This is a genomic window from Paraburkholderia sp. NMBU_R16 (assembly GCF_013282575.1).
Taxonomy (GTDB): Bacteria; Pseudomonadota; Gammaproteobacteria; order Burkholderiales; family Burkholderiaceae; genus Trinickia.
On record NZ_JAAAYE010000041.1, the window covers coordinates 34,903 to 54,141 of the forward strand.

15 protein-coding genes and 2 riboswitches are annotated in these 19,239 nt (G+C 64.4%); of the genes, 1 reads left to right on the plus strand and 14 read right to left on the minus strand.

The annotated features are described in order from the left end of the window. The first annotated feature begins 350 nt into the window (after positions 1 to 350). On the plus strand, positions 351 to 1,754 hold the full coding sequence (locus GWC77_RS19760; protein ID WP_173259841.1) for a hypothetical protein: 1,404 nt from the start codon (positions 351 to 353) through the stop codon (positions 1,752 to 1,754). 67 nt (positions 1,755 to 1,821) lie between these two features. Here the strand turns inward: GWC77_RS19760 and GWC77_RS19765 are convergent, their stop codons facing one another. The 14 genes from GWC77_RS19765 to GWC77_RS19830 form a co-directional block, all read right to left on the minus strand. Beyond that, on the minus strand, positions 1,822 to 3,522 hold the full coding sequence (locus tag GWC77_RS19765) for a thiamine pyrophosphate-binding protein (RefSeq protein WP_173259842.1): 1,701 nt from the start codon (positions 3,520 to 3,522) through the stop codon (positions 1,822 to 1,824). An 84-nt stretch (positions 3,523 to 3,606) separates the two neighbouring features. Continuing rightward, positions 3,607 to 4,995, minus strand: a complete 1,389-nt coding sequence (locus tag GWC77_RS19770; protein WP_173259843.1) for an L-serine ammonia-lyase — start codon at positions 4,993 to 4,995, stop codon at positions 3,607 to 3,609. Positions 4,996 to 5,028: 33 nt separating this feature from the next. Beyond that, positions 5,029 to 6,057, minus strand: coding sequence for an alginate lyase family protein (locus GWC77_RS19775; protein ID WP_254367054.1), 1,029 nt, complete (start codon positions 6,055 to 6,057; stop codon positions 5,029 to 5,031). Positions 6,058 to 6,304: 247 nt separating this feature from the next. After that, positions 6,305 to 9,262 carry an aminomethyl-transferring glycine dehydrogenase gene (gene gcvP, locus GWC77_RS19780; protein WP_173259845.1) on the minus strand — a complete coding sequence of 986 codons (2,958 nt, stop codon included), beginning with the start codon at positions 9,260 to 9,262 and terminating at the stop codon, positions 6,305 to 6,307. A 104-nt stretch (positions 9,263 to 9,366) separates the two neighbouring features. Next, positions 9,367 to 9,747 carry a glycine cleavage system protein GcvH gene (gene gcvH / locus GWC77_RS19785; RefSeq protein WP_173259846.1) on the minus strand — a complete coding sequence of 127 codons (381 nt, stop codon included), beginning with the start codon at positions 9,745 to 9,747 and terminating at the stop codon, positions 9,367 to 9,369. 63 nt (positions 9,748 to 9,810) lie between these two features. Continuing rightward, entirely contained in the window at positions 9,811 to 10,929 is a 1,119-nt protein-coding gene (gene gcvT / locus GWC77_RS19790) for a glycine cleavage system aminomethyltransferase GcvT (RefSeq protein WP_173259847.1), read from the minus strand. Between the two features lie 93 nt (positions 10,930 to 11,022). Then, positions 11,023 to 11,190: riboswitch (glycine riboswitch) on the minus strand. 37 nt (positions 11,191 to 11,227) lie between these two features. Beyond that, a riboswitch (glycine riboswitch) is annotated at positions 11,228 to 11,336 on the minus strand. 138 nt (positions 11,337 to 11,474) lie between these two features. Continuing rightward, positions 11,475 to 12,335 carry a hypothetical protein gene (locus GWC77_RS19795; RefSeq protein ID WP_173259848.1) on the minus strand — a complete coding sequence of 287 codons (861 nt, stop codon included), beginning with the start codon at positions 12,333 to 12,335 and terminating at the stop codon, positions 11,475 to 11,477. Positions 12,336 to 12,808: 473 nt separating this feature from the next. Beyond that, on the minus strand, positions 12,809 to 13,843 hold the full coding sequence (locus GWC77_RS19800) for an NADP-dependent oxidoreductase (RefSeq protein WP_173259849.1): 1,035 nt from the start codon (positions 13,841 to 13,843) through the stop codon (positions 12,809 to 12,811). A gap of 134 nt (positions 13,844 to 13,977) precedes the next feature. Continuing rightward, positions 13,978 to 14,190 (minus strand): TetR family transcriptional regulator C-terminal domain-containing protein, encoded by a 213-nt coding sequence (locus GWC77_RS19805; protein WP_173259850.1) that lies wholly within the window; start codon positions 14,188 to 14,190, stop codon positions 13,978 to 13,980. Continuing rightward, positions 14,187 to 15,548, minus strand: coding sequence for an ATP-binding protein (locus GWC77_RS19810; protein WP_173259851.1), 1,362 nt, complete (start codon positions 15,546 to 15,548; stop codon positions 14,187 to 14,189). The genes GWC77_RS19805 and GWC77_RS19810 overlap by 4 nt, the downstream gene beginning before the upstream one ends. Then, positions 15,524 to 16,189 carry a response regulator transcription factor gene (locus GWC77_RS19815; RefSeq protein ID WP_173259852.1) on the minus strand — a complete coding sequence of 222 codons (666 nt, stop codon included), beginning with the start codon at positions 16,187 to 16,189 and terminating at the stop codon, positions 15,524 to 15,526. The genes GWC77_RS19810 and GWC77_RS19815 overlap by 25 nt, the downstream gene beginning before the upstream one ends. A 30-nt stretch (positions 16,190 to 16,219) precedes the next feature. Further along, complete coding sequence (locus tag GWC77_RS19820) at positions 16,220 to 16,978, minus strand: hypothetical protein (protein ID WP_173259853.1); 759 nt, start codon at positions 16,976 to 16,978, stop codon at positions 16,220 to 16,222. A gap of 92 nt (positions 16,979 to 17,070) precedes the next feature. Then, on the minus strand, positions 17,071 to 17,667 hold the full coding sequence (locus GWC77_RS19825; RefSeq protein ID WP_173259854.1) for an undecaprenyl-diphosphatase: 597 nt from the start codon (positions 17,665 to 17,667) through the stop codon (positions 17,071 to 17,073). A 318-nt stretch (positions 17,668 to 17,985) separates the two neighbouring features. Further along, complete coding sequence (locus tag GWC77_RS19830; protein WP_173259855.1) at positions 17,986 to 19,002, minus strand: HEAT repeat domain-containing protein; 1,017 nt, start codon at positions 19,000 to 19,002, stop codon at positions 17,986 to 17,988. Between the last annotated feature and the right edge of the window lie 237 nt (positions 19,003 to 19,239).

The window sequence follows — 19,239 nt, forward strand, 5'->3', positions numbered from 1 at the left end:
GCACATAGTTCTGACTAAAGTGACAGAAGGCGACTCGCCGCGCCCCATGCGAGCCCCGCGCTCGCTTGCCGGTCCATGGGCAACCTCAGCAAACATGCGCGTTCGCGCGGGCGCGCCACCGTCGAAAGCCTATGCACACGGAAGCCACCTCACAGTCGGCCACTCCGGCGCCTTGCGTCAGATGCGGCGCAGCCGTGGACTCCGACGCCCTGCACTGCCCGCGTTGCGGGCAGCCCGTCTTGCGGCAAACCCGCGTGCGAACGCGACCACGCCCGACTCCGCCGGCGGCGTCGCCGCCATCCGCGCGCCCCGCCCCCGCGCTCAGCGGCGCCGCACCGATGCGCCGGCGCATGCTTGCCGCGCTGCCGCACCGCCTCACCTCGGGCGATACGAACGGGGCGCGGCGCTGGGGGGTGTCGGCGAGCGTGGCGTGGATACTGTTCGGCTTCGCGATCGTCTTTGGCGCAATCGTGGCCATCGACGAGCACGATAACGCTCAAATGCTTTGGCCCACCGCTGCGGACCCGCCCTCGCACGAGACTCAGAGAACGCAGGAAGACGTGCCGCAGGCAGACCGGGCACCGCATCGACAGGACGCGCCCGCAGCACCCGCAACGCCCGCCGCGTCACGTTCGCCGCTGCAGGCGCTGTCTTCGGCGGCGCTCGTCGATTTGCTTCGACAACAACTCGACACCGTACGCCACGAGAATGCCGCCGACGCGCAACGCACCCTCGGCGGCCCACCTGCGCATAACGGCCCTGCGGTCGTTGCGCCAGGTGGCGAACCGGTCAACAGCACCGCGGCGACGCTCGCTGCGAAGCGCGCCGCGGCAAGCGCTGCGGCTGCGCCGCGCAAGCCGGTCTCGTCCACGCTCGCGAAAAAGGCTGCACCGCAGCCATCGGTCCCGGCCCATCGGCTGCCCGCTCCAGTCGCGGCACCGCTGCGCCCTTCGGCAAGTCCCGCGCCGTCGACACCGCAATCAGAGGCGCTCGCCTCGACACGGCCGGCCGCCTCGGGGCCGTCGCGTGCAACAGCCGTACCGGCCGCGCGGCCCACCGCCGACACGGCCGAGGCCCCCGCCACACAGGCTCGGACACTGCCGCCCAGCCCGGCCTCCGCCGCACAGGCGCCCCGTATCGCCGAACAGCCTGTCACACCGGAGGCCGAGACGTCGCCCGTACCGGCGGGGCCATCTTCGGCGCCCTCGACATCCGCGGCACCCGCCGCGCTCGCCATGCCGGCAGTCATCCCGGCACCAGCCGAGCGTGGTGACGAAGCGCATCCTCGTCTGCGCCCCGGCTGCGCGGCAGGCGGCGATGGCGCGGACTGCAAGGAGACCGCAGCGCCTCCCGATACGAGCGGCTCCCGCATACCGCCCGCGGGGCAATCGAACGAAGTCTGGTCGGGGGCGGTAAAGCGGGCTCCGGCGGCCTCGGCAGCGATGGCGTCAGGCCCGGATCATGAGCAAGCCGCGCAGACGCAAATGCAGACGTCGACGAAGCGAGTGGCGAAGGGCCATACGCCCAAACAGCGCGTCGCCTCGGCGGCATCGTCCCGGGCCGTTCGACGCGCAACGGAACGCACGGCCACAGCCGAGCATACCGAAGAACATGGAGCCGCCTCGTCGCCATTGGCGATGGCCAAGCAGACCTGGCACACGGTGCTATCCGAGATCGAGCCCCGCGAGCGGCTCAAACCGGCGCGGACCACGGAGCTGTCGGCGTCGCATACCGAGATCTACCGTGGCCATTGACTGACGTCCGAGCCGGATGCCCCACTCGGCGCAGCGCGGACGACGACAAGCCGCGCGAACCCGGGAGTCATGCTCCGGCGCGTGCCTTGCGCCCCTGTTCCCGGATTTGTTCGAGCGTGGCGGACGGCGTGCTCACCTCCTGCGGCATGCGGATTTCGATCAACGCCGGCAGGCCGCTGGCGATCGAACGCTCGAGCGCGGGCAAGAATTCGGCCGTCTTGACGACCGTCTCGCCATGCGCGCCGAACGAACGCGCATAGGCTGCGAAGTCGGGGTTGGTCAGTGCCGTGCCATGCGGCCGGTCAGGATAGTGGCGCTCCTGATGCATGCGGATGGTGCCGTAATGACCGTTGTTGACGACGATGAAGATCGCATTCAGGCCGTACTGCATGGCCGTCGCCAGCTCATGGCCCGCCATCATGAAGCAACCGTCGCCGGCAAGGGCCACTGCGATCCGCTCGGGATAGAGCGCTTTCGCTGCCAGCGCCGCGGGTACGCCATATCCCATCGCCCCGCTCGTCGGCGCCAGTTGCGTCTTGAAGCACCGATAGGCGAAGTGCCGGTGCAGCCAGATCGCGTAGTTGCCCGCGCCATTCGAAACGAAAGCGTCTTCCGGCAGCCGCTCGCGCAGTTGCACCATGATTTCGCCCAACTGCACGTCGCCCAGCATCGGGCGCGGCCGGTGCCATTCCAGGTAGGCGCGATGCGCGTCCTCCGCGCTGCCGGCCCATGCGGGCGCAGCGCTCGGCTCGAGTGCCGCGAGCGCCGCCGCCATCTCAGGCATGCCTGAAACGATCGGCAGATCGGCCGCATAAACGCGCCCGAGTTCTTCCGCCCCCTGATGCACGTGGACGAGCGTCTGCTTCGTTTTCGGAATGTCGAGCAGCGTATAGCCGCCTGTCGTCGCCTCGCCGAGGCGCGGGCCGATCGCCAGCAGGAGGTCCGCCTCGCCGATGCGCCGCCCGAGCGCGGGATTGATACCTAGCCCCACGTCGCCGGCATAGTTCGCATGCGCATTATCGAAGAGGTCCTGATAGCGGAAAGCGCATCCCACCGGCAATTGCCAGTTTTCCGCGAAGCGGCGTATGTCGTCGCAGGCGCCCGCCGTCCATCCGCTGCCGCCGAGAATCAGCATGGGCTGCCGCGCGTTCTCGAGCATCGCGCGCACGCGTTCGATCTGCGCCGTCGCCGGCGACGCGGCGACGCGCTGAAACCGGGGCGCCGCCGGCACGGCCGGGCAAGGGTCCGAGAGCATGTCCTCGGGCAGCGCCAACACGACCGGCCCCGGTCGCCCCGAACAGGCAACATGAAACGCGTGGCTCAGATATTCGGGAATGCGCCGCGCGTCGTCGATTTGCGCGACCCACTTCGCCATTTGACCGAACATGCGCCGATAGTCGATCTCCTGGAACGCCTCGCGATCGAGATGCTCGCGCGCGCATTGCCCGATGAAGAGAATCATCGGCGTCGAATCCTGAAACGCCGTATGCACGCCGATCGAGGCATGCGTGGCGCCCGGACCGCGCGTCACGAAAGCCACGCCGGGCCGTCCCGTCATTTTCCCGGTCGCCTCGGCCATATTGGCGGCCGCCGCTTCATGCCGGCAAACGAACGTGCGGATATGCGCATCCTCGTCATGCAGTGCATCGAGCACTGCCAGAAAGCTCTCGCCCGGTACGCAGAAAACGCGATCGACACCCTGCGCGAGCAAGGCATCGACGATGAGACGTGCACCGGTCGTGGAAACGGCGCCAGCGGCGTTGACCATGATGCTGCGACCTCCTGATTGGTTGGACGTCCTTCGAGAAAACATCAGCACGCCATGCGGCGGATCCGTCGAAAGCGCCGCGCCTCAGCACTCGACGATATTGACCGCGAGCCCGCCGCGCGATGTCTCCTTGTACTTCGTTTTCATGTCGGCGCCGGTCTCGCGCATCGTCTTGATGACCGAATCGAGCGAGACGTAGTGACTGCCGTCGCCGCGTAAGGCCATGCGCGCGGCATTGACAGCCTTCACCGAAGCCATGGCATTACGTTCGATGCAGGGAATCTGCACCATCCCGCCCACCGGATCGCAGGTGAGCCCGAGGTTGTGTTCCATGCCGATTTCCGCGGCGTTTTCGACCTGTTTCGGGCTGCCGCCCATAACCGCCGCGAGCGCGCCGGCCGCCATCGAGCAGGCCACGCCGACTTCACCCTGGCATCCGACTTCCGCGCCTGAAATCGACGCATTGAGTTTGTAGAGAATGCCGATGGCCGCCGCCGTCATCAAAAAGTCGATCACGCCTTGTTCGTTGGCGCCGGGCGTGAAGCGCGTGTAATAGTGCAGCACCGCGGGGATGATGCCCGCGGCGCCGTTCGTCGGCGCCGTCACGACACGGCCGCCGGCAGCGTTCTCCTCATTGACCGCGATCGCATAAAGGTTGATCCAGTCGATCATCGAGAGCGGATCGCGCAAACCTTGCTCCGGATTGCCGGACAGATCGCGATAGAGCTGCGGCGCGCGGCGCTTGACGTTGAAAGGCCCGGGCAGCGTACCGTCGGCGTCGGGGTTGCCTACGCCGCAACCGCGTGCGACACACGCCTGCATGACCTCCCAGATTTTCAGCAAGCCGCTTCGCGTCTCGTCGTCGGTATGCCAGACGCGCTCGTTCTCCCACATCAGTTGCGCAATGCTCTTGCCCGTGGCGGTGCACCGCGCGAGCAATTCATTACCGCTGCGAAATGGATGGGGGAGCTGGTCGACAGCGGCGAGTACCTTCGTATTCGGCGCGCCGGCTGTCACGACGAAGCCACCGCCCACCGAGAGGTACGTCGATTCGCGCAGGGTCGTGCCCGCCGAATCGGCCGCGAGCAGCTTGAGCCCGTTCGGATGCTCGGGCAGCGCCTGACGATAAAACGCGATGTGATCCTTCGGTGTGAAGTCGATTTCGTGCTTGCCGAGCAGTGCGAGGCGCCGCGTGCTACGCACTGCATCGAGACGCGCCGCGATCGTGGTCGGATCGACCGTGTCGGGGGCCTCGCCCAGCAGTCCCAGCATCACGCCGCGGTCGGTGCCATGGCCTTTGCCCGTCGCGCCCAGCGACCCATAGAGCTCGACCTTGAGCGCCGCGGTGGCGCCTAGCAGTCCGTCGCGTTCGAGTCCCTGCGCGAACATCAAGGCCGCGCGCATCGGCCCGACCGTATGGGAACTCGACGGACCGATGCCGATTTTGAAGAGATCGAAAACGCTGACTGCCATTGTTGCTCCAGAAAAGGAAGATCGATGCTCCGCTCATCGCGCCGCAAGCGGCAGACAGACGGCCACCCAGGCCGGCGGCGCCGGCGAAAGCAGCAGTGCGACGCTGGTGTAGCGCCCCGACAGACGCGCCGCGAGGTGAAAAAGCGGCGCCGAGCGCTTGGGGTCCCATGGGCCCGAAAAGCCCGGCACGCCGGCCGCGCGCCGTTGCGCGTCGAACGGCACGCTCGAATGCACGAATTCTTCATGCGTCTTTTGGCCGAGCGCGTAAGGCACGAGCCAATTGAGCGCGAGCGCAAGCGAGGCGCCATTGCCCGCCTTGAGCGTGAGCCAGTTGCGGTTGTGGCGCCGCGCGGCAAGCGCCGCGGCAACGAGCGGCTCGAGATCGTAGGCGACGTAATGCAGCGCGTCCCGTTCGGCGAAATCGACGGTCGAACCGTCCGGCGCAATGTTGTTGCCGATCTGCTCGACGAAGATACGCTGCGCGGCATCGATGAGCTTGCGATCGTCGAGCGTGAAAGCCGCCATCGCAACGAGCTTCACGCGATGGCTTTCCCAGTTGTTCCGATAGGTGCCGCTGAGGGGATGCGCCGCGCTGTCGATGCGTGCGACGTAGCCATTGCCCAGCGTCGCGATGAAGGCCGCGGTCGCGTTGCGCGTCTTGACCGGCAGTGCACTCGCCGTCATGTCGTAAGCGAGGATCAGCGAGTCGAAATGGGTTTCGTCGATCGGATTGAAACTGGGGCGATAGGTACCCACCCAGGCCGCGAGAAACCGGTCGACGAGCTTCAAGTAACGGTCATCGCCCGTCGCGCGCCAAACGAGCGCGGCATCGCGCATCAGTTCGAGCTCTTTTTCGGCTTCGATGCTCTCGTCGTAAATCCCCTCGTGCGGCAGCACGCCCTCGGTGTGCAGCCGCGGGAGCGGCTTGGGCTCGGCGCCGAGCTGACCACCGACACGCTTCATCAACGCCTGAACATCCGGCGCCGCGTTGGCGCGCTCGCTCGTTTGCAATCCTGGAGCGGCGCAGAAGTTCATCGCCGCATGAGCCGGTACGGCCGGCATCGTGCACGCCGTCGCACAGGCGAGTAGCCGCGGCCAGCGCAACGCTCGCGCACCCTGATCGCGCCATGTCCGCAGCCGTGTTACGCGCCCGCTCGTCGTGGCCCCCATTCGCACCATGCGTCGCTCCTTCGTTTGCTTGATCGCGGTGTGAGATGTTAGCCGGTATTCGTGTCGAGCGACGCACGGGGACGCGCTCCGCGCCGAAGCCGCGCAATGCGGCCCGGCGTGCGCGCGCAGGGTCCGCCCGTTACGCGTAATCGGCCACGGGCACGCAGGAGCAAAAGAGGTTGCGGTCGCCATAAGCATTGTCCGCGCGGCCGACAGGCGGCCAATATTTACGCGTGACGAGCGACGGCAACGGATAAGCCGCTTGTTGGCGCGAATAAGCATGATCCCACTCGTTCGCCGCCACGGCAGCCGCTGTATGCGGCGCGTGCTTGAGCGGATTGTCCTCGCGGTCGGCGCGGCCTTCCTCGACTGCACGGATTTCTTCGCGAATCGCGATCATCGCTTCGACGAATCGATCGAGTTCCTCCTTCGATTCCGATTCGGTCGGCTCGACCATCAACGTGCCGGGCACCGGGAAGCTCATCGTCGGCGCGTGAAAGCCGTAATCGGCGAGGCGCTTCGCGACGTCATCGACGGTGATGCCGCTCGCGTCCTTGATCGGCCGCAGATCGAGGATGCACTCGTGCGCCACGAGCCCGCCCGGCCCGGAGTAGAGCACCGGATAATGCGGCGCGAGCTTCTTGGCCACGTAGTTCGCGTTGAGGATCGCGACCTCGGTTGCGGCGGTGAGGTTTTTCGCGCCCATCATCGCGATATACATCCACGAAATCGGCAGAATCGATGCCGAACCATACGGAGCGGCCGAAACCGCGCCAATGCCGCTTTCGGCGCGCCGGTAGCCCGACGAAGTCTGATTCGGCAGGAACTGCGCGAGATGCGCACCGACGGCGACCGGGCCCACACCGGGGCCGCCGCCGCCATGCGGAATGCAGAACGTTTTGTGCAGGTTCAGGTGCGAGACGTCGCCGCCGAACTGGCCCGGCGCGGTCAGGCCCACCATCGCGTTCATGTTGGCACCGTCGACGTAGACCTGACCGCCGTGTGCGTGCACGATTTCGCAGATCTCGCGTACGTTGCGCTCGAATACCCCGTGCGTCGACGGGTAGGTGATCATGATCGCCGCGAGCTTGTCGGCATGCGCGGCTGCCTTCGCACGGAGATCTTCGGTATCGACGTTGCCTTGCGCGTCGCAGTTTACGACCACCACCTTCAAGCCCGCCATATGCGCCGATGCGGGGTTCGTACCGTGCGCCGAGGCGGGAATGAGGCAGATGTCGCGATGGGCCTCGCCGCGCGATGCGTGATAGGCACGAATGATCAGCAGTCCTGCGTATTCGCCCTGCGATCCGGCATTGGGCTGCAGCGAGACGGCGGCGTAACCGGTGGCGGCCACGAGCATCTGCTCGAGCTGATCGATCATTTCGCGATAGCCGACCGTTTGCTCCGCCGGCGCGAACGGATGGAGCGCGCCGAACTCCGGCCATGTGACGGGCAGCATCTCGGAAGTGGCGTTGAGCTTCATCGTGCACGAGCCCAGCGGAATCATCGAGCGATCGAGCGCGAGGTCCTTGTCGGCCAAGCCGCGCAAATAGCGCAGCATCTCCGTCTCCGAATGGTGCCGGTTGAAGACGTGATGGGTCAGATAAGCGCTCGTACGCACGAGCGCCTCGGGAAGCGCCGTCGCATCGCCGGGCGCACCGTCGCTGGCCGCGCGCGTGAGCGCAGCGTCGAGCGTGTCGACGTGCGGTACGTCGATGGCGCCGGCCGCATGGGCGAATACGGCGAGCAGATCGGCAAGATCGCGACGCGTCGTCGTTTCGTCGATGGAGACCCCCACGCGCGTATCGTCGATGCGCCGCAGATTGATCCGCGCGCGCTTGGCCGCCTCGTGCACGGCCGCCGTCCGGCTACCCGTTTCGATCGTCAGCGTGTCGAAGAACGTTTCGTTGGCCAACACATAGCCGAGCTGCTTGGCGCCGGCCGCGAGCAACGCCGCGATGCGGTGGACCCGAAGCGCGATCGTCTTCAGGCCGTGCGGTCCGTGATAGACGGCGTACATGCTCGCCATGATGGCCAGCAGCGCTTGCGCCGTGCAGACGTTCGAAGTCGCCTTCTCGCGACGGATATGCTGCTCGCGCGTTTGCAGCGCGAGACGCAGCGCGGCGTTGCCTTGTGCGTCGACCGTCACGCCGACGAGCCGCCCCGGCATCTGCCGTTTGAATTCGTCGCGCACGGCGAGGTAGGCCGCATGCGGGCCGCCGAAACCGATCGGCACGCCGAAGCGCTGCGCGCTGCCAACGGCGACGTCAGCGCCCCACTCGCCCGGCGGCGCGAGCAGCGTGAGCGCGAGCAGATCGGCCGCGACGACGACATGACCGCCCGCCGTATGCACGGCCTCCGTGAGCGCACGGTAGTCGCGCACATCGCCGTTCGCACCGGGGTATTGCAGCAGCACGCCGAAGGCATTCGACACGGCGGCGTCGGCCGCAGGGCCGACCTTGACCTCGATGCCGATCGGCCGGGCACGCGTGCAGACGACTTCGATCGTTTGCGGCAGCACATCGTCGGCCACATAGAAGACGTTCGACTTCGGCTTGCCGACACGTTGCAGCAGCGTCATCGCTTCGGCCGCGGCCGTGGCCTCGTCGAGCAGCGAGGCGTTGGCCATCGACAGCCCAGTGAGGTCCGTGATCATCTGCTGAAAATTGAGCAGCGCCTCGAGCCGGCCTTGCGAAATTTCCGGCTGATAAGGTGTGTAAGCCGTGTACCAGGCGGGATTCTCGAGCACGTTGCGCAGGATGACGGCCGGCGTATGCGTGTTGTAGTAGCCCTGCCCGATATACGAGCGGAACACTTCGTTCTTGTTCGCGAGCTCGCGCAGGGCCGCGAGCGCTTCCGCTTCACCCAACGGCTGTGCGAAGGGCCCGAGCGGCAGCGGCTCGGTGCGGCGGATCGTCTCCGGGATGACCGCATCGATCAGCGCGGCGCGCGACGCGAAGCCGAGCGCATCGAGCATCTTTTGCTGATCGGCTGCGTCCGGGCCGATGTGCCGCTCCGCGAAGGCGTCATGCACTTCGAGTGCGGCAAGCGAGGAAGGAGTGCGGTTCATCAGGCGATCCGGGTGTTCGAGCTTCATGATGGGCGTGCGGTGCGTGCGGTGCGTGTGGCGCGAGTGGCGCGGTTCGCGCGGCGGCTTCGACGAACCACGGCGAAGCGCGCCGCGCGATATAACGAAAATGTTCAGTCGATCAGCTTGGAGTAAGCCGCAGCGTCGAGCAGCTTGTCGGTCGACGCGCTGTCGGCCAGCTTGATCTTGAAGAGCCAGCTGTCGTAGGCATCGCTGTTCACCGCGTCGGGCGTATCGACGATGGCCGAGTTCACTTCGACGATTTCACCCGAGACCGGCGAGTAGATGTCCGAGGCCGCCTTCACCGATTCGACCACGCCGACCGCGTCACCAGCGGTCACTTGTTTTCCGACTTCGGGCAGTTCGAGGAAGACGATGTCGCCGAGTGTGCTTTGCGCGTGATCGGTAATGCCGATCGTCAGCGTACCGTCCGCTTCGGTGCGCAGCCATTCGTGCTCTTCGGTGTACTTGAGATCGGCCGGGACGTTGCTCATCGGATGCTCCTGATAAATGGATAAATTCGGATAACGCGAAACGCGTGCACCGCGCGCCCGGCGTCAGGCGGCGAGCACCTTGCCGTTGCGCACGAACGGCAGTTTTACCACGGTTGCGTTCAACGCTTTGTCGCGAATCTGGACCTGTACCGTATCGCCGGGCTGCACGCCTTTGGGCACGCGCGCGAAGGCGATCGATTCGAGCATCGTCGGCGAAAACGTGCCGCTCGTGATCTCGCCCTCGCCCAACGGCGTCAGCACCTTCTGGTGCGCACGCAGCACGCCCGCCGCCTTGCCCCCTTCCTTACGCAGGATGAGACCGACAAATGCGCGCGTCGCACCGTTCGCCTCGAGCGCGGAGCGCCCGACGAACGGGCGGGGCGAGTTCAGATCGACGGTCCACGCGAGGCCTGCGTCGAGTGGCGAGACCGTCTCGTCCATGTCTTGGCCGAAAAGATTCATGCCTGCTTCGAGGCGCAGCGTGTCGCGCGCGCCGAGGCCGCACGGCACGACTCCCTGTGCGCGCAGCGCTTCCCACAGCTCGACGGCATGCGTGGCCGGGACGATGACCTCGAACCCGTCTTCACCCGTATAACCCGTGCGCGCAATCATCAGCTCGCCGAACGGCGTGGCGCCGACGCTCGCCGCATTGAACGGCTTGAGCGGCTCGCTGGCCTCGCGTGCGGCCGGCACCGCTTGCCAGACTTTGGCGCGCGCATTCGGGCCCTGAACGGCGATGATGGCGAAATCGCGGCGCGGCGCGATCGTGAGGCCGAACGCGTGTTCGGCGTTCAGCCGCGAGAACCAGGCGATGTCTTTATCGGCCGTGCCCGCATTGACGACCACGCGAAACCATTCGTCCGAGAAGTAGTAGACGATGAGATCGTCGACGACGCCGCCCGCTTCGTTGAGAAGGCACGAGTAGAGCGCGCGGCCGGGTGTTTGCAGCTTGGCAACGTTGTTCGCAATCGCGAATTCGAAGAACGCGCGGGCGCGCGGCCCGGTGAAATCGACGGCGCACATGTGCGAGACGTCGAACATGCCGGCATCGCGCCGGACTGCCTGATGTTCGTCGATCTGAGAGCCGTAGTTGACGGGCATGTCCCATCCGCCGAAGTCGACCATGCGTGCATCGAGCGCGCGATGGGTGGCGCGAAGCGGGGTACGTTTCAATTCGGTCATGGAATGGAGCCTCGGCACGCTACAGGGTTCGCGAAAACAAAAAAGGGCCATGCCGATCGCGCTGCGCCGCGGTGGCCGCTGGCGTGTGCGATGGATGGCCCCTCTGTCCTCGGTACCTGAGAGATTGCGCAGTTCGGGACGATCCCTGTTCCGGATTTCGTTTCCCGGCCAAACGCGCGCCCCTTCGGTGGGCAGCTTGCCGGGCTTCGCGCTGAAACGCGCGCCGCTGGCCGGCTACTGCCGCTCTCCAGAGTTCGAAACCGTCTGACAGTATGAAGCAGGCTGTCAGATGTGGGTTTTCGACGCGGTCGGTCCTTTTGCCTGAGAGTTTGTGGGTGTGCCCCTTCGGCGGCGTGGCAGCATGGATGAATGAACATGCTGTCGACGCACTCTCCCGACGCGTGCGCGAAATTTACGCGACCGTAAGTGGCTTGTCAAATCGCGACAGGATTTGTCCAATTGCGTCGATATCGTGCGGTGTTCGGACGGTGGGAATTCAGCGCCGGGCTCCGCGCATTACGCTGCGCGTGGCTCGTCGGATTGCGCTACGAATTGCAGACGATTGTTCGATCCTTCCCCGGCTGGCAGGTCCAGTCCGAGACCCGCAGTTCGTCGACGGTTTTTTTGAGCGCCTCGCGCCTTTCCCTTGTTTGCGACTTCGACTCGCGCGTTTCGGGGCGCAGCTCGAGGAATGCGATTTGCGCGCGGAGCCGGTTGTTTCGCGCCCGATCGGCGTCAGTGTCGAAGACGTTCTTGCCGATATCGGTACTCCAATAGTGATCGAGCGCGTCGATGAGTTCTTGTCCGCCTTTCTCCCGCGCAGCCAGGATGGCGTCCTGCTGTTTGCGCACGCCTTCACGGTCGCGACGCAGTGCAGGCGATGGCCGGCTCAGACTGGCGATGACTTGCTTGGCCTCTTCGCGGCCTGCCGCAAAAAAAGCGGTTCGCGCTTGCGCGATGCGCTCGGCCGAGGCGGGCACGTCATCCGGAACGGGCAGCGGCGGCGGTTCGATCGCGCTCTTGAGCCAGTCGTAAGCCCTGATGGCCACGAACGCTCCGCCAACGGCGGCGGTCCCGATGACCACCTTGCGGCGGTCAATGCCAAAGAAACGAGCGACATTCTCCGTGGTGTTCTTCGCTGTCGACAAACCGGCGCGGGTCCTGGTGAAACCGCGAGCTGCCGCCGTCCAACTCTTGCCTGCCGCCCATTTCGCCGCCTCACGGCGTGAAGGACCGCTCGCCGCGTCGTGCCGCGACACGCCTCCGAGCGGTCCGGTGACCTCGATACGTCTCGGGCTGTCATCGGGCCGCGTTGAACGGGCCGAGCCAGTCGCGCCGCCGTTGAGATCGTCGTTCGGGTCCGCCCGCCCGTCGGAGCCGCCGGGGCCAATCCGTGAAGGAGTCATGGGGTACCTTCGCCATCGGTCATGAGTCGTCGTGGTCGATAGGTATAACAGCGGCGCCCGGATTACATCGCGGGAGAAACGAAGGGCACTTATGCAATGCGAAGCGGTAAAAGCGTAGTGTCCTGAATGCCCTTCACGTGCGCCTATTTTTCTTTCTTGTCCGTATCATATCGGCGCCCAAATCGACCAAACACGAAGCGAAACGATATGAGTCAAGCATCAAACACCGACTGGAAGCGGCTGGAACAGCTCGAGGACGACCAAATCGACAGGAGCGGCATACCGGAATTGGACGAGGAATTCTTTGCACGTGCCGAGCTACATGTTCCGCCCAAGCAGACGGTAACGATGCGACTGTATTCTCCGCATAATTTGCGGAGAATACATGTCCTATTCGCCGCACGGGCGACACAAACGCTCGGTCTGCGCGATTCACCTCGTCAGCAGACAAGGTCCGCACGGCATGAGCCCCTTCATTCCTCGCCGACCCGCACGACGACCTTGCCGAAGTTACGACCCTGCAGCAGGCCAATAAACGCGGCCGATGCGTTTTCCAACCCGTCGACGCGGTCCTCGCGCAGCTTGACGCGGCCATCGGACAACCATTCGCTCATCTCTCCGCGGAACGCATCGAAACGCTCGCCGAAGTGATCGAGGATGATGAACCCCTGCATACGGACCCGCTTTTGCAGAATCGTCGACATGGCAAGCGGCCATCGATCGGGCCCGGGCGGCAACGCATCATCGTTGTAATGTGCAATTACGCCGCAGACCGGCACGCGCGCGCCGATGTTCAACAACGGCAATACCGCATCGAAAACTTCCCCGCCGACGTTTTCGAAATAAACGTCGATTCCGTCCGGACAGGCTGCCGCCAGACGCTCAGCGAACGCTGGATCGCGACGATCAACGGCAGCGTCGTAGCCAAGTTCTTCCACGAGGTACCGACACTTGTCTGCGCCACCCGCGATGCCGACGACTCTCGCACCCCGAAGCTTCGCCAACTGCCCGACGATCGAACCAACGGGACCCGTGGCCGCCGCCACGACCAGCGTTTCGCCGGCCTTGGGTTGGCCGATATCCGCCAAGCCGACATACGCGGTAAATCCGGGCATACCCAAACCGCCCAACGACAGTGACGGGTGAGACCCAAGCCCTAGCGACAGCAAGTCGCTGCCATCGGATAGCGCGTAGTCCTGCCATCCTGCGTTGCCGAGCACGAGATCGCCCGCTCGCCACTTCGCATGCTTCGATTCGACGACTCGGCTCACCGTGCCGCCCACCATCGTTCCACCCAGCGGGATCGAGGACGCATAGGCAGGAGCGACCTCCTCCATCAAATTGCGCATGTAGGGATCGAGCGAGAGGTAGACGGTACGCAGCAGAACCTGACCATCGGCGGGCTTCGGAATGGCTGCCTCTTCGATGAGAAAGTCGCGCGTCGTGGGCAACCCGTGCGGGCGCGCTGCGAGGACCACGCGGCGATTGACGGTATCGGTTTGCGGCATCGGGGACTCCTTCAGTTAGCAATTTCGGATTGGCGGGAGCGGCAATGCTTTGCGCAACAGCGAGCCGCGTAAGTAGACCGGTCGTCTAGGAAGCGCAAAATAAAAATGAGGAAGCGAATACATACGATCGCCCGTCAAGCGTCGTAAGAGACGCCGAGCATCTGGCGCGTGCAGGCCAACGCCGTATCCAGCGGCTTACGGTCGCGGGTGATCTTGGCCAGCAAACTGGCGCCGAGCCAGTTCTGATAGAGCGTCATGGCGGTGCCGGCGGCATCGAGCGATTCGGGCAGCGAACGGTCCGTCAACCCTTCCTCCACGCAGCGCGCGAGCCGCGCTGTGATCGTCACTGGGTCGGGATGAGAACCGAAACGCACAAACCCGACTGCCCGGCCTCATCGGCAAACTCGAGGCGGACTTCCGCCCCGAGACGCTCGGCAATGGCTTTGACGATAGACAGGCCCAGCCCCGATCCCACCTCATTGCTCCCAAGCGTGCGATAAAAAGGATCGAAAACACGCGCGCGTTCGTCCGGTGCAATGCCGGGCCCGTTATCGATCACGCGCAACACGACATGGGTGGACGTGCGGCGCACCGACAAATCGACCTTCCCGCCTCGTGGCGTATAGCGGATGGCGTTATCGACGAGATTCTTCACGATGGCAATCAAATCGAGCTCGCTTGCTCCTACCATCGCGTCCTCGGTACCTTCGACACCGACATCGATCTCTTTGGCTTCGGCAAGCGGCATGATGTCTTCGAGCACGCGGCGATAGACGCTTTGCACCGAGACCGGCTCTGTCGCCGGCAGCGGCTCCGAAGGCGATTGCGCTCTGGCCAACGTCAGCAGTTGATCGAGCAGGTTCCGTCCGCGCTCGATGCCCTGTCGCAGTGAACTCAATCTCTCCCGGGCCGTCGCCGACATCTCGGCTTCGGCCAGTCGTTCCGCTTGCAGCGAAAGTGCCGTCAACGGGGAGCGCAGTTCGTGCGCGGCATCGGCAACGAATCTATGTTGGGCCTCCATCGATTGCGCAACGCGCGTCAGAAGGCGATTGATTGCGACGACGAAGGGCCGGACCTCGACAGGCAGATCGCTCGTTTCGATGGGATGTAACTCCCGCTCGGCCCGCCGATCTATTTCGAGCGACAGCGCGGCGATCGGCCGGAACATCTTGCGAACGAGATCGGCGATCAAAAAGACCAATATCGGCACGAGAATCAGAAACGGCATCGAAGTCTGCAAAGCGGCATCGCGCGCGATCTCGTCGCGAACATCCGTTTCCTGCGTCACGGCGATTCGCCCGCCGCCGGCCGCTGTTTTGATGAGCACGCGAAACGACTCGCCCTTGATTCGCAGCGTATGCGCGCCGTCGGGCAAGTCGGCCGGGATTGGCAATCGCGCCTCGGCACCCGCGATGTTGGCGCCTTGCTGCCCACCAGCGGCGAGATATTCCACGACGATTCGGGAGTCTTTGTTGTCGCTCGCCACGGTTGCCCCAGCGCGCGACTGAAGGAACGGGACGCCTTGCCGATCGATGAGCGTCGCGATTTGCCGCAACGTATCGTCTTGCAGCTCATGGGCTTCGTGCAGTGCGGACACGAACGAAACGATGCCGGCGACCACGGCCACCACGAGAATCGCGAGCGAAAGCGAGAACGACAGTTTGAGCTGGAGGGACGCGTTCAACCGCCTTTTGAAACCATCCATCCGACGCCCCTGACGTTTTTGATGATGTCGCTGCCGAGCTTGCGCCGCAGTGCGTGAATCAGAAATTCGACGACATTGCTTTCGACTTCTTCTCCCCAACCGTAGATCCGGTCTTCGAGATCGCTGCGCGAAAGGATCGCGCCGGGGCGTATCAGCAGCGCGTGCAGCAGCGCGAATTCGCGATTGGAAAGCTGCACGGGCGCGCGGCCATCGGCGACGGCCTCGCGCGTCACCGGATCGAGCGACACACGGCCATTGCTGAGCACCGGGGCCGCGCGCCCACCCTTTCGCCGCAGCACGGCTCGCATGCGGGCCAGCAGCTCGGTCATTTCGAATGGCTTCAGGACGTAATCGTCGGCGCCGCCGTCGAGTCCACGCAACCGATCATCGAGCGCGTCCCGGGCCGTGACGATCAGCACCGGGACCGGATTGTCTCGGCCGCGAATGCTCGCCAGCACTTGCAGACCGTCCTTGCCGGGCAAGCCGAGGTCGAGCAGCACGAGGTCGTAATGCTGCGCCTCGAGGGCGGTCAGTGCCGCGGGCCCCGACTTCACCCAATCCGTCGCGTATGAAACGTCTTTCAGTGCGTTTTGAACGGCCTCGCCGATCATCGGATCGTCTTCGACCAGCAATACCCGCATTCGTCCTCCGTCGCCGATTCCAGCCTGCGTTCAATGCGTTGCTTTCGCCGCTCTTTGCCGGAAGATCAGAATGCCGAGCATGATGAAGCCGAAGAGCGCGGCCGAGGCCGAATAACGGCTCATCGCCAGACCGCCCGCGTTGAGCGGTTTGTCGAGAAAATCGCCGACGGCAGCCCCGAGCGGACGCGTCAACACGAACGCCGCCCAGAAAAGTACAGTGCGCGAGATGTTCGACCAATAATAGGCCGCCGCGACCAAAACGAGCAATCCACCGAACACGAGCGCGGCACCGCTGTATCCCAAGCCCATGCTGTCGGCCGTCCAATCGCCCAATGCCGTACCCAAGGTCTGGGAGAACATGATCGTCACCCAATAGAAGATTTCGGCTTTGGGTGTGGTGATCGTACTGATGGAGACGGAGCCGAGCGTCCGGTACCAGACAAACAGCGAGATCAGCAGCAGCGCGAGTAGCAGGCTCGATCCGCCCGCGTACCCGATGCCTAAAGAGCGGTCCGCGAAATCGGCCATCGTCGTGCCGACCGTCGTGGTCGCGATGATCGTCAGCCAGTACAAGAAGGGGTGAAACCCATTTGCGCGGATTTGCGCCATGACCGCCACGACGAATATCAACGCGAAAATGGCCGTGCCGATGAGATAGCCTAAGTGCATCGACATGGTCACTGCGTCGCCACCGGTTTCGCCTAGGGTGGTTGCGGCAATTTTAAGGAGCCAGAACCCGAGTGTGACCTCCGGTACCTTCGCCAATGCGTGTTGTGTCGATTTTGTCATCGTAAGCTTCCTTTTGATGCAGTCATTGCCTTGCAGGATATGAAAGTCGCCGCATGACTCGTGCCTTCGTCGCCGCGGATGTTACCCAGTTCTTATTTGCGCACCCATCCCAACGCAATGAACTTGCTGAAAAGCAAGCAGTGAATGCAGGTCGCCGCACGAAAAATATGTGGCAAGCATGGCCCTATTGCACGCCGCGTCACACCCACGCTCAACAGCGAGACGATTGCCGCGCCCGCCATATCGAACGGGAAATGGACGCCTACGTAGATGCGCGCCCACGCGATGGGCAAACCGAGCAATGCGAACAGCACCCCGGCCCGAGGAAAGTTGCCGGGCATGGCGAGCGCGAACGCGACCGACCACCAGAGCGTCAAATGATCGCTGGGGAAAGATGAGTCGGGTGCGTGCGCAACCAATATGTGCCCGAGACCGATGACGAACGGTCGCGGGTGCATCCATGCAAGGCCGATCAGCTGATTGATGCAAAGCCCAATCGACGCGGCGACGGTGGCTTCGATCAGCGCCTTACGCGTGCGCTCGCCACCGCGTAACCAGACAATCGCGATCGTTGCGGGGATCAGCCAAATGAAATATTCGGCAAAAAACAGCGCCAGCGCCACCGATAGGTGACTGGGGTTGTCCGGCGCATTGAGCCAGAGAAAAAGCGCTCGATTCAGTCCTTCCATCAAATCTCCGTGAGGGCTGCGTCGCGGGGACGAGCGGGAGGCGGCAACAATAGTGGGGAGGATACCGACGAAGACTTAGCTGATACTGAGCAGACCACCGCGGAGTTTCATTTCGGATGGCTTTCGATCGTCGGTATATCGACGACATTATCGCCCAGGGAATTTGCACAAAATAAACTGGCTCGTACTGACGCGATGAGGTCGGCGACAAATTCCTGGCGCCATCGGCCGCAGGCAGCGGCATGGGGCGGGAGAATCCGGCCTGCCGGTCCGAGTGCTCACGTTCCTTACTTGGCGCTCGGCCAGCGCCGCGTTGTTTTATTGCGGTGCGTTTTCGATTTGCTCGATGGCGATGCGGACGGCTTTGCGTACCTCAGGATCGCGATCGCCAAGCGCGTGATGCAGTGCGGGTAGTGAAGCCGCAACGCCCAGCTCGCCCAGCGCCAACGCGGCTTCCTTGCGCAAGTTGCTGATCGGATGCGCGAGCAGCATCGCAACGGCAGGGGCCGCCTGCCCATCGCGCAATTGTCCGAGCGCGCGAGTCGCGCGTAGCCTGACCTGCCAGTATGCGTCGTCGAGTGCCGTGACGAGCGGTTCGCGCGCCGACACCACGCCGAGTTTGCCTAGCGTCGTCGCGGCTTCCTCGCGCACTTGCCAAGCGTCGTCGGACAGCGCTGCGACGAGTGCTTCGACGATAGAGGCATCGGCAGGCGATGCAAAACCCAGTGCGCCGATGGCTGCGCGGCGCACCTCCGCCTGCGTGTCACGTGCGGCGAGAGCCGCGAGCGATGCCAACGCGCGTGCGTCTTTCAGCCAGCCGAGTACGGCGACAGCCTCGAGCCGTACATCGGCTTGTCGCGCGGCGAGCGCCTCCATGGCCGGATCGAAGGCATCCGCGAACCGAAGTTCGCGCAGCCCGCGGAGTACCGCGCGGCGCACGAACGGCTCCGGCCGCATCGCCCAACGGCGAAGCACATAGCCGGAACTCGGTTGTTTCAATTCGGACAGGCTTTGCGCCGCCTGTGCACGTACCGGCTCTGCGTCGTCGAGTAGGGCTGCGCAGAGCGCCTCGACGACTTCGTCCTCCTCCCATGACGCGAGCACGGCTGCGGCCTCGCGCCGGACTTCGGGCGCCGGGTCATCGCGCAGCGAAGCAAGGAATACGGGCAAGAGTGCGGGATCTTCGAGGTCGGCGAGGTCGAACAATGCGACACGGCGCACTGCCGGGTCGGTGTCGGCAAGGCGTGCGAAGTGGGGGGCAGCTTCGCGCGGTAAATCGGGCGCGGTTGCATGCGATGCAGCCAGCACGTCCGGTTCGTGTACTTCGGTATTCATCGGGTTTCCCTCGTCCGCGCGCAGCACGCTCGCTTAGTTGCACGGGGAGCGGCAAAGAGCGGCAATTTCCCGTGTTTCCGAGATGTGATCGGTTCGTTACGACAACGTAAGGTTGTGTCGCGATAACGGAGCCATGACGAGCAAGCGGCGATTCGCTTAGGAGTCCTTACATAAGCAGCGAATAGAACTGCGCGGCGACCGTTCGAGTGGCGTGGTCACCCTTCATTTGGCCTTTGC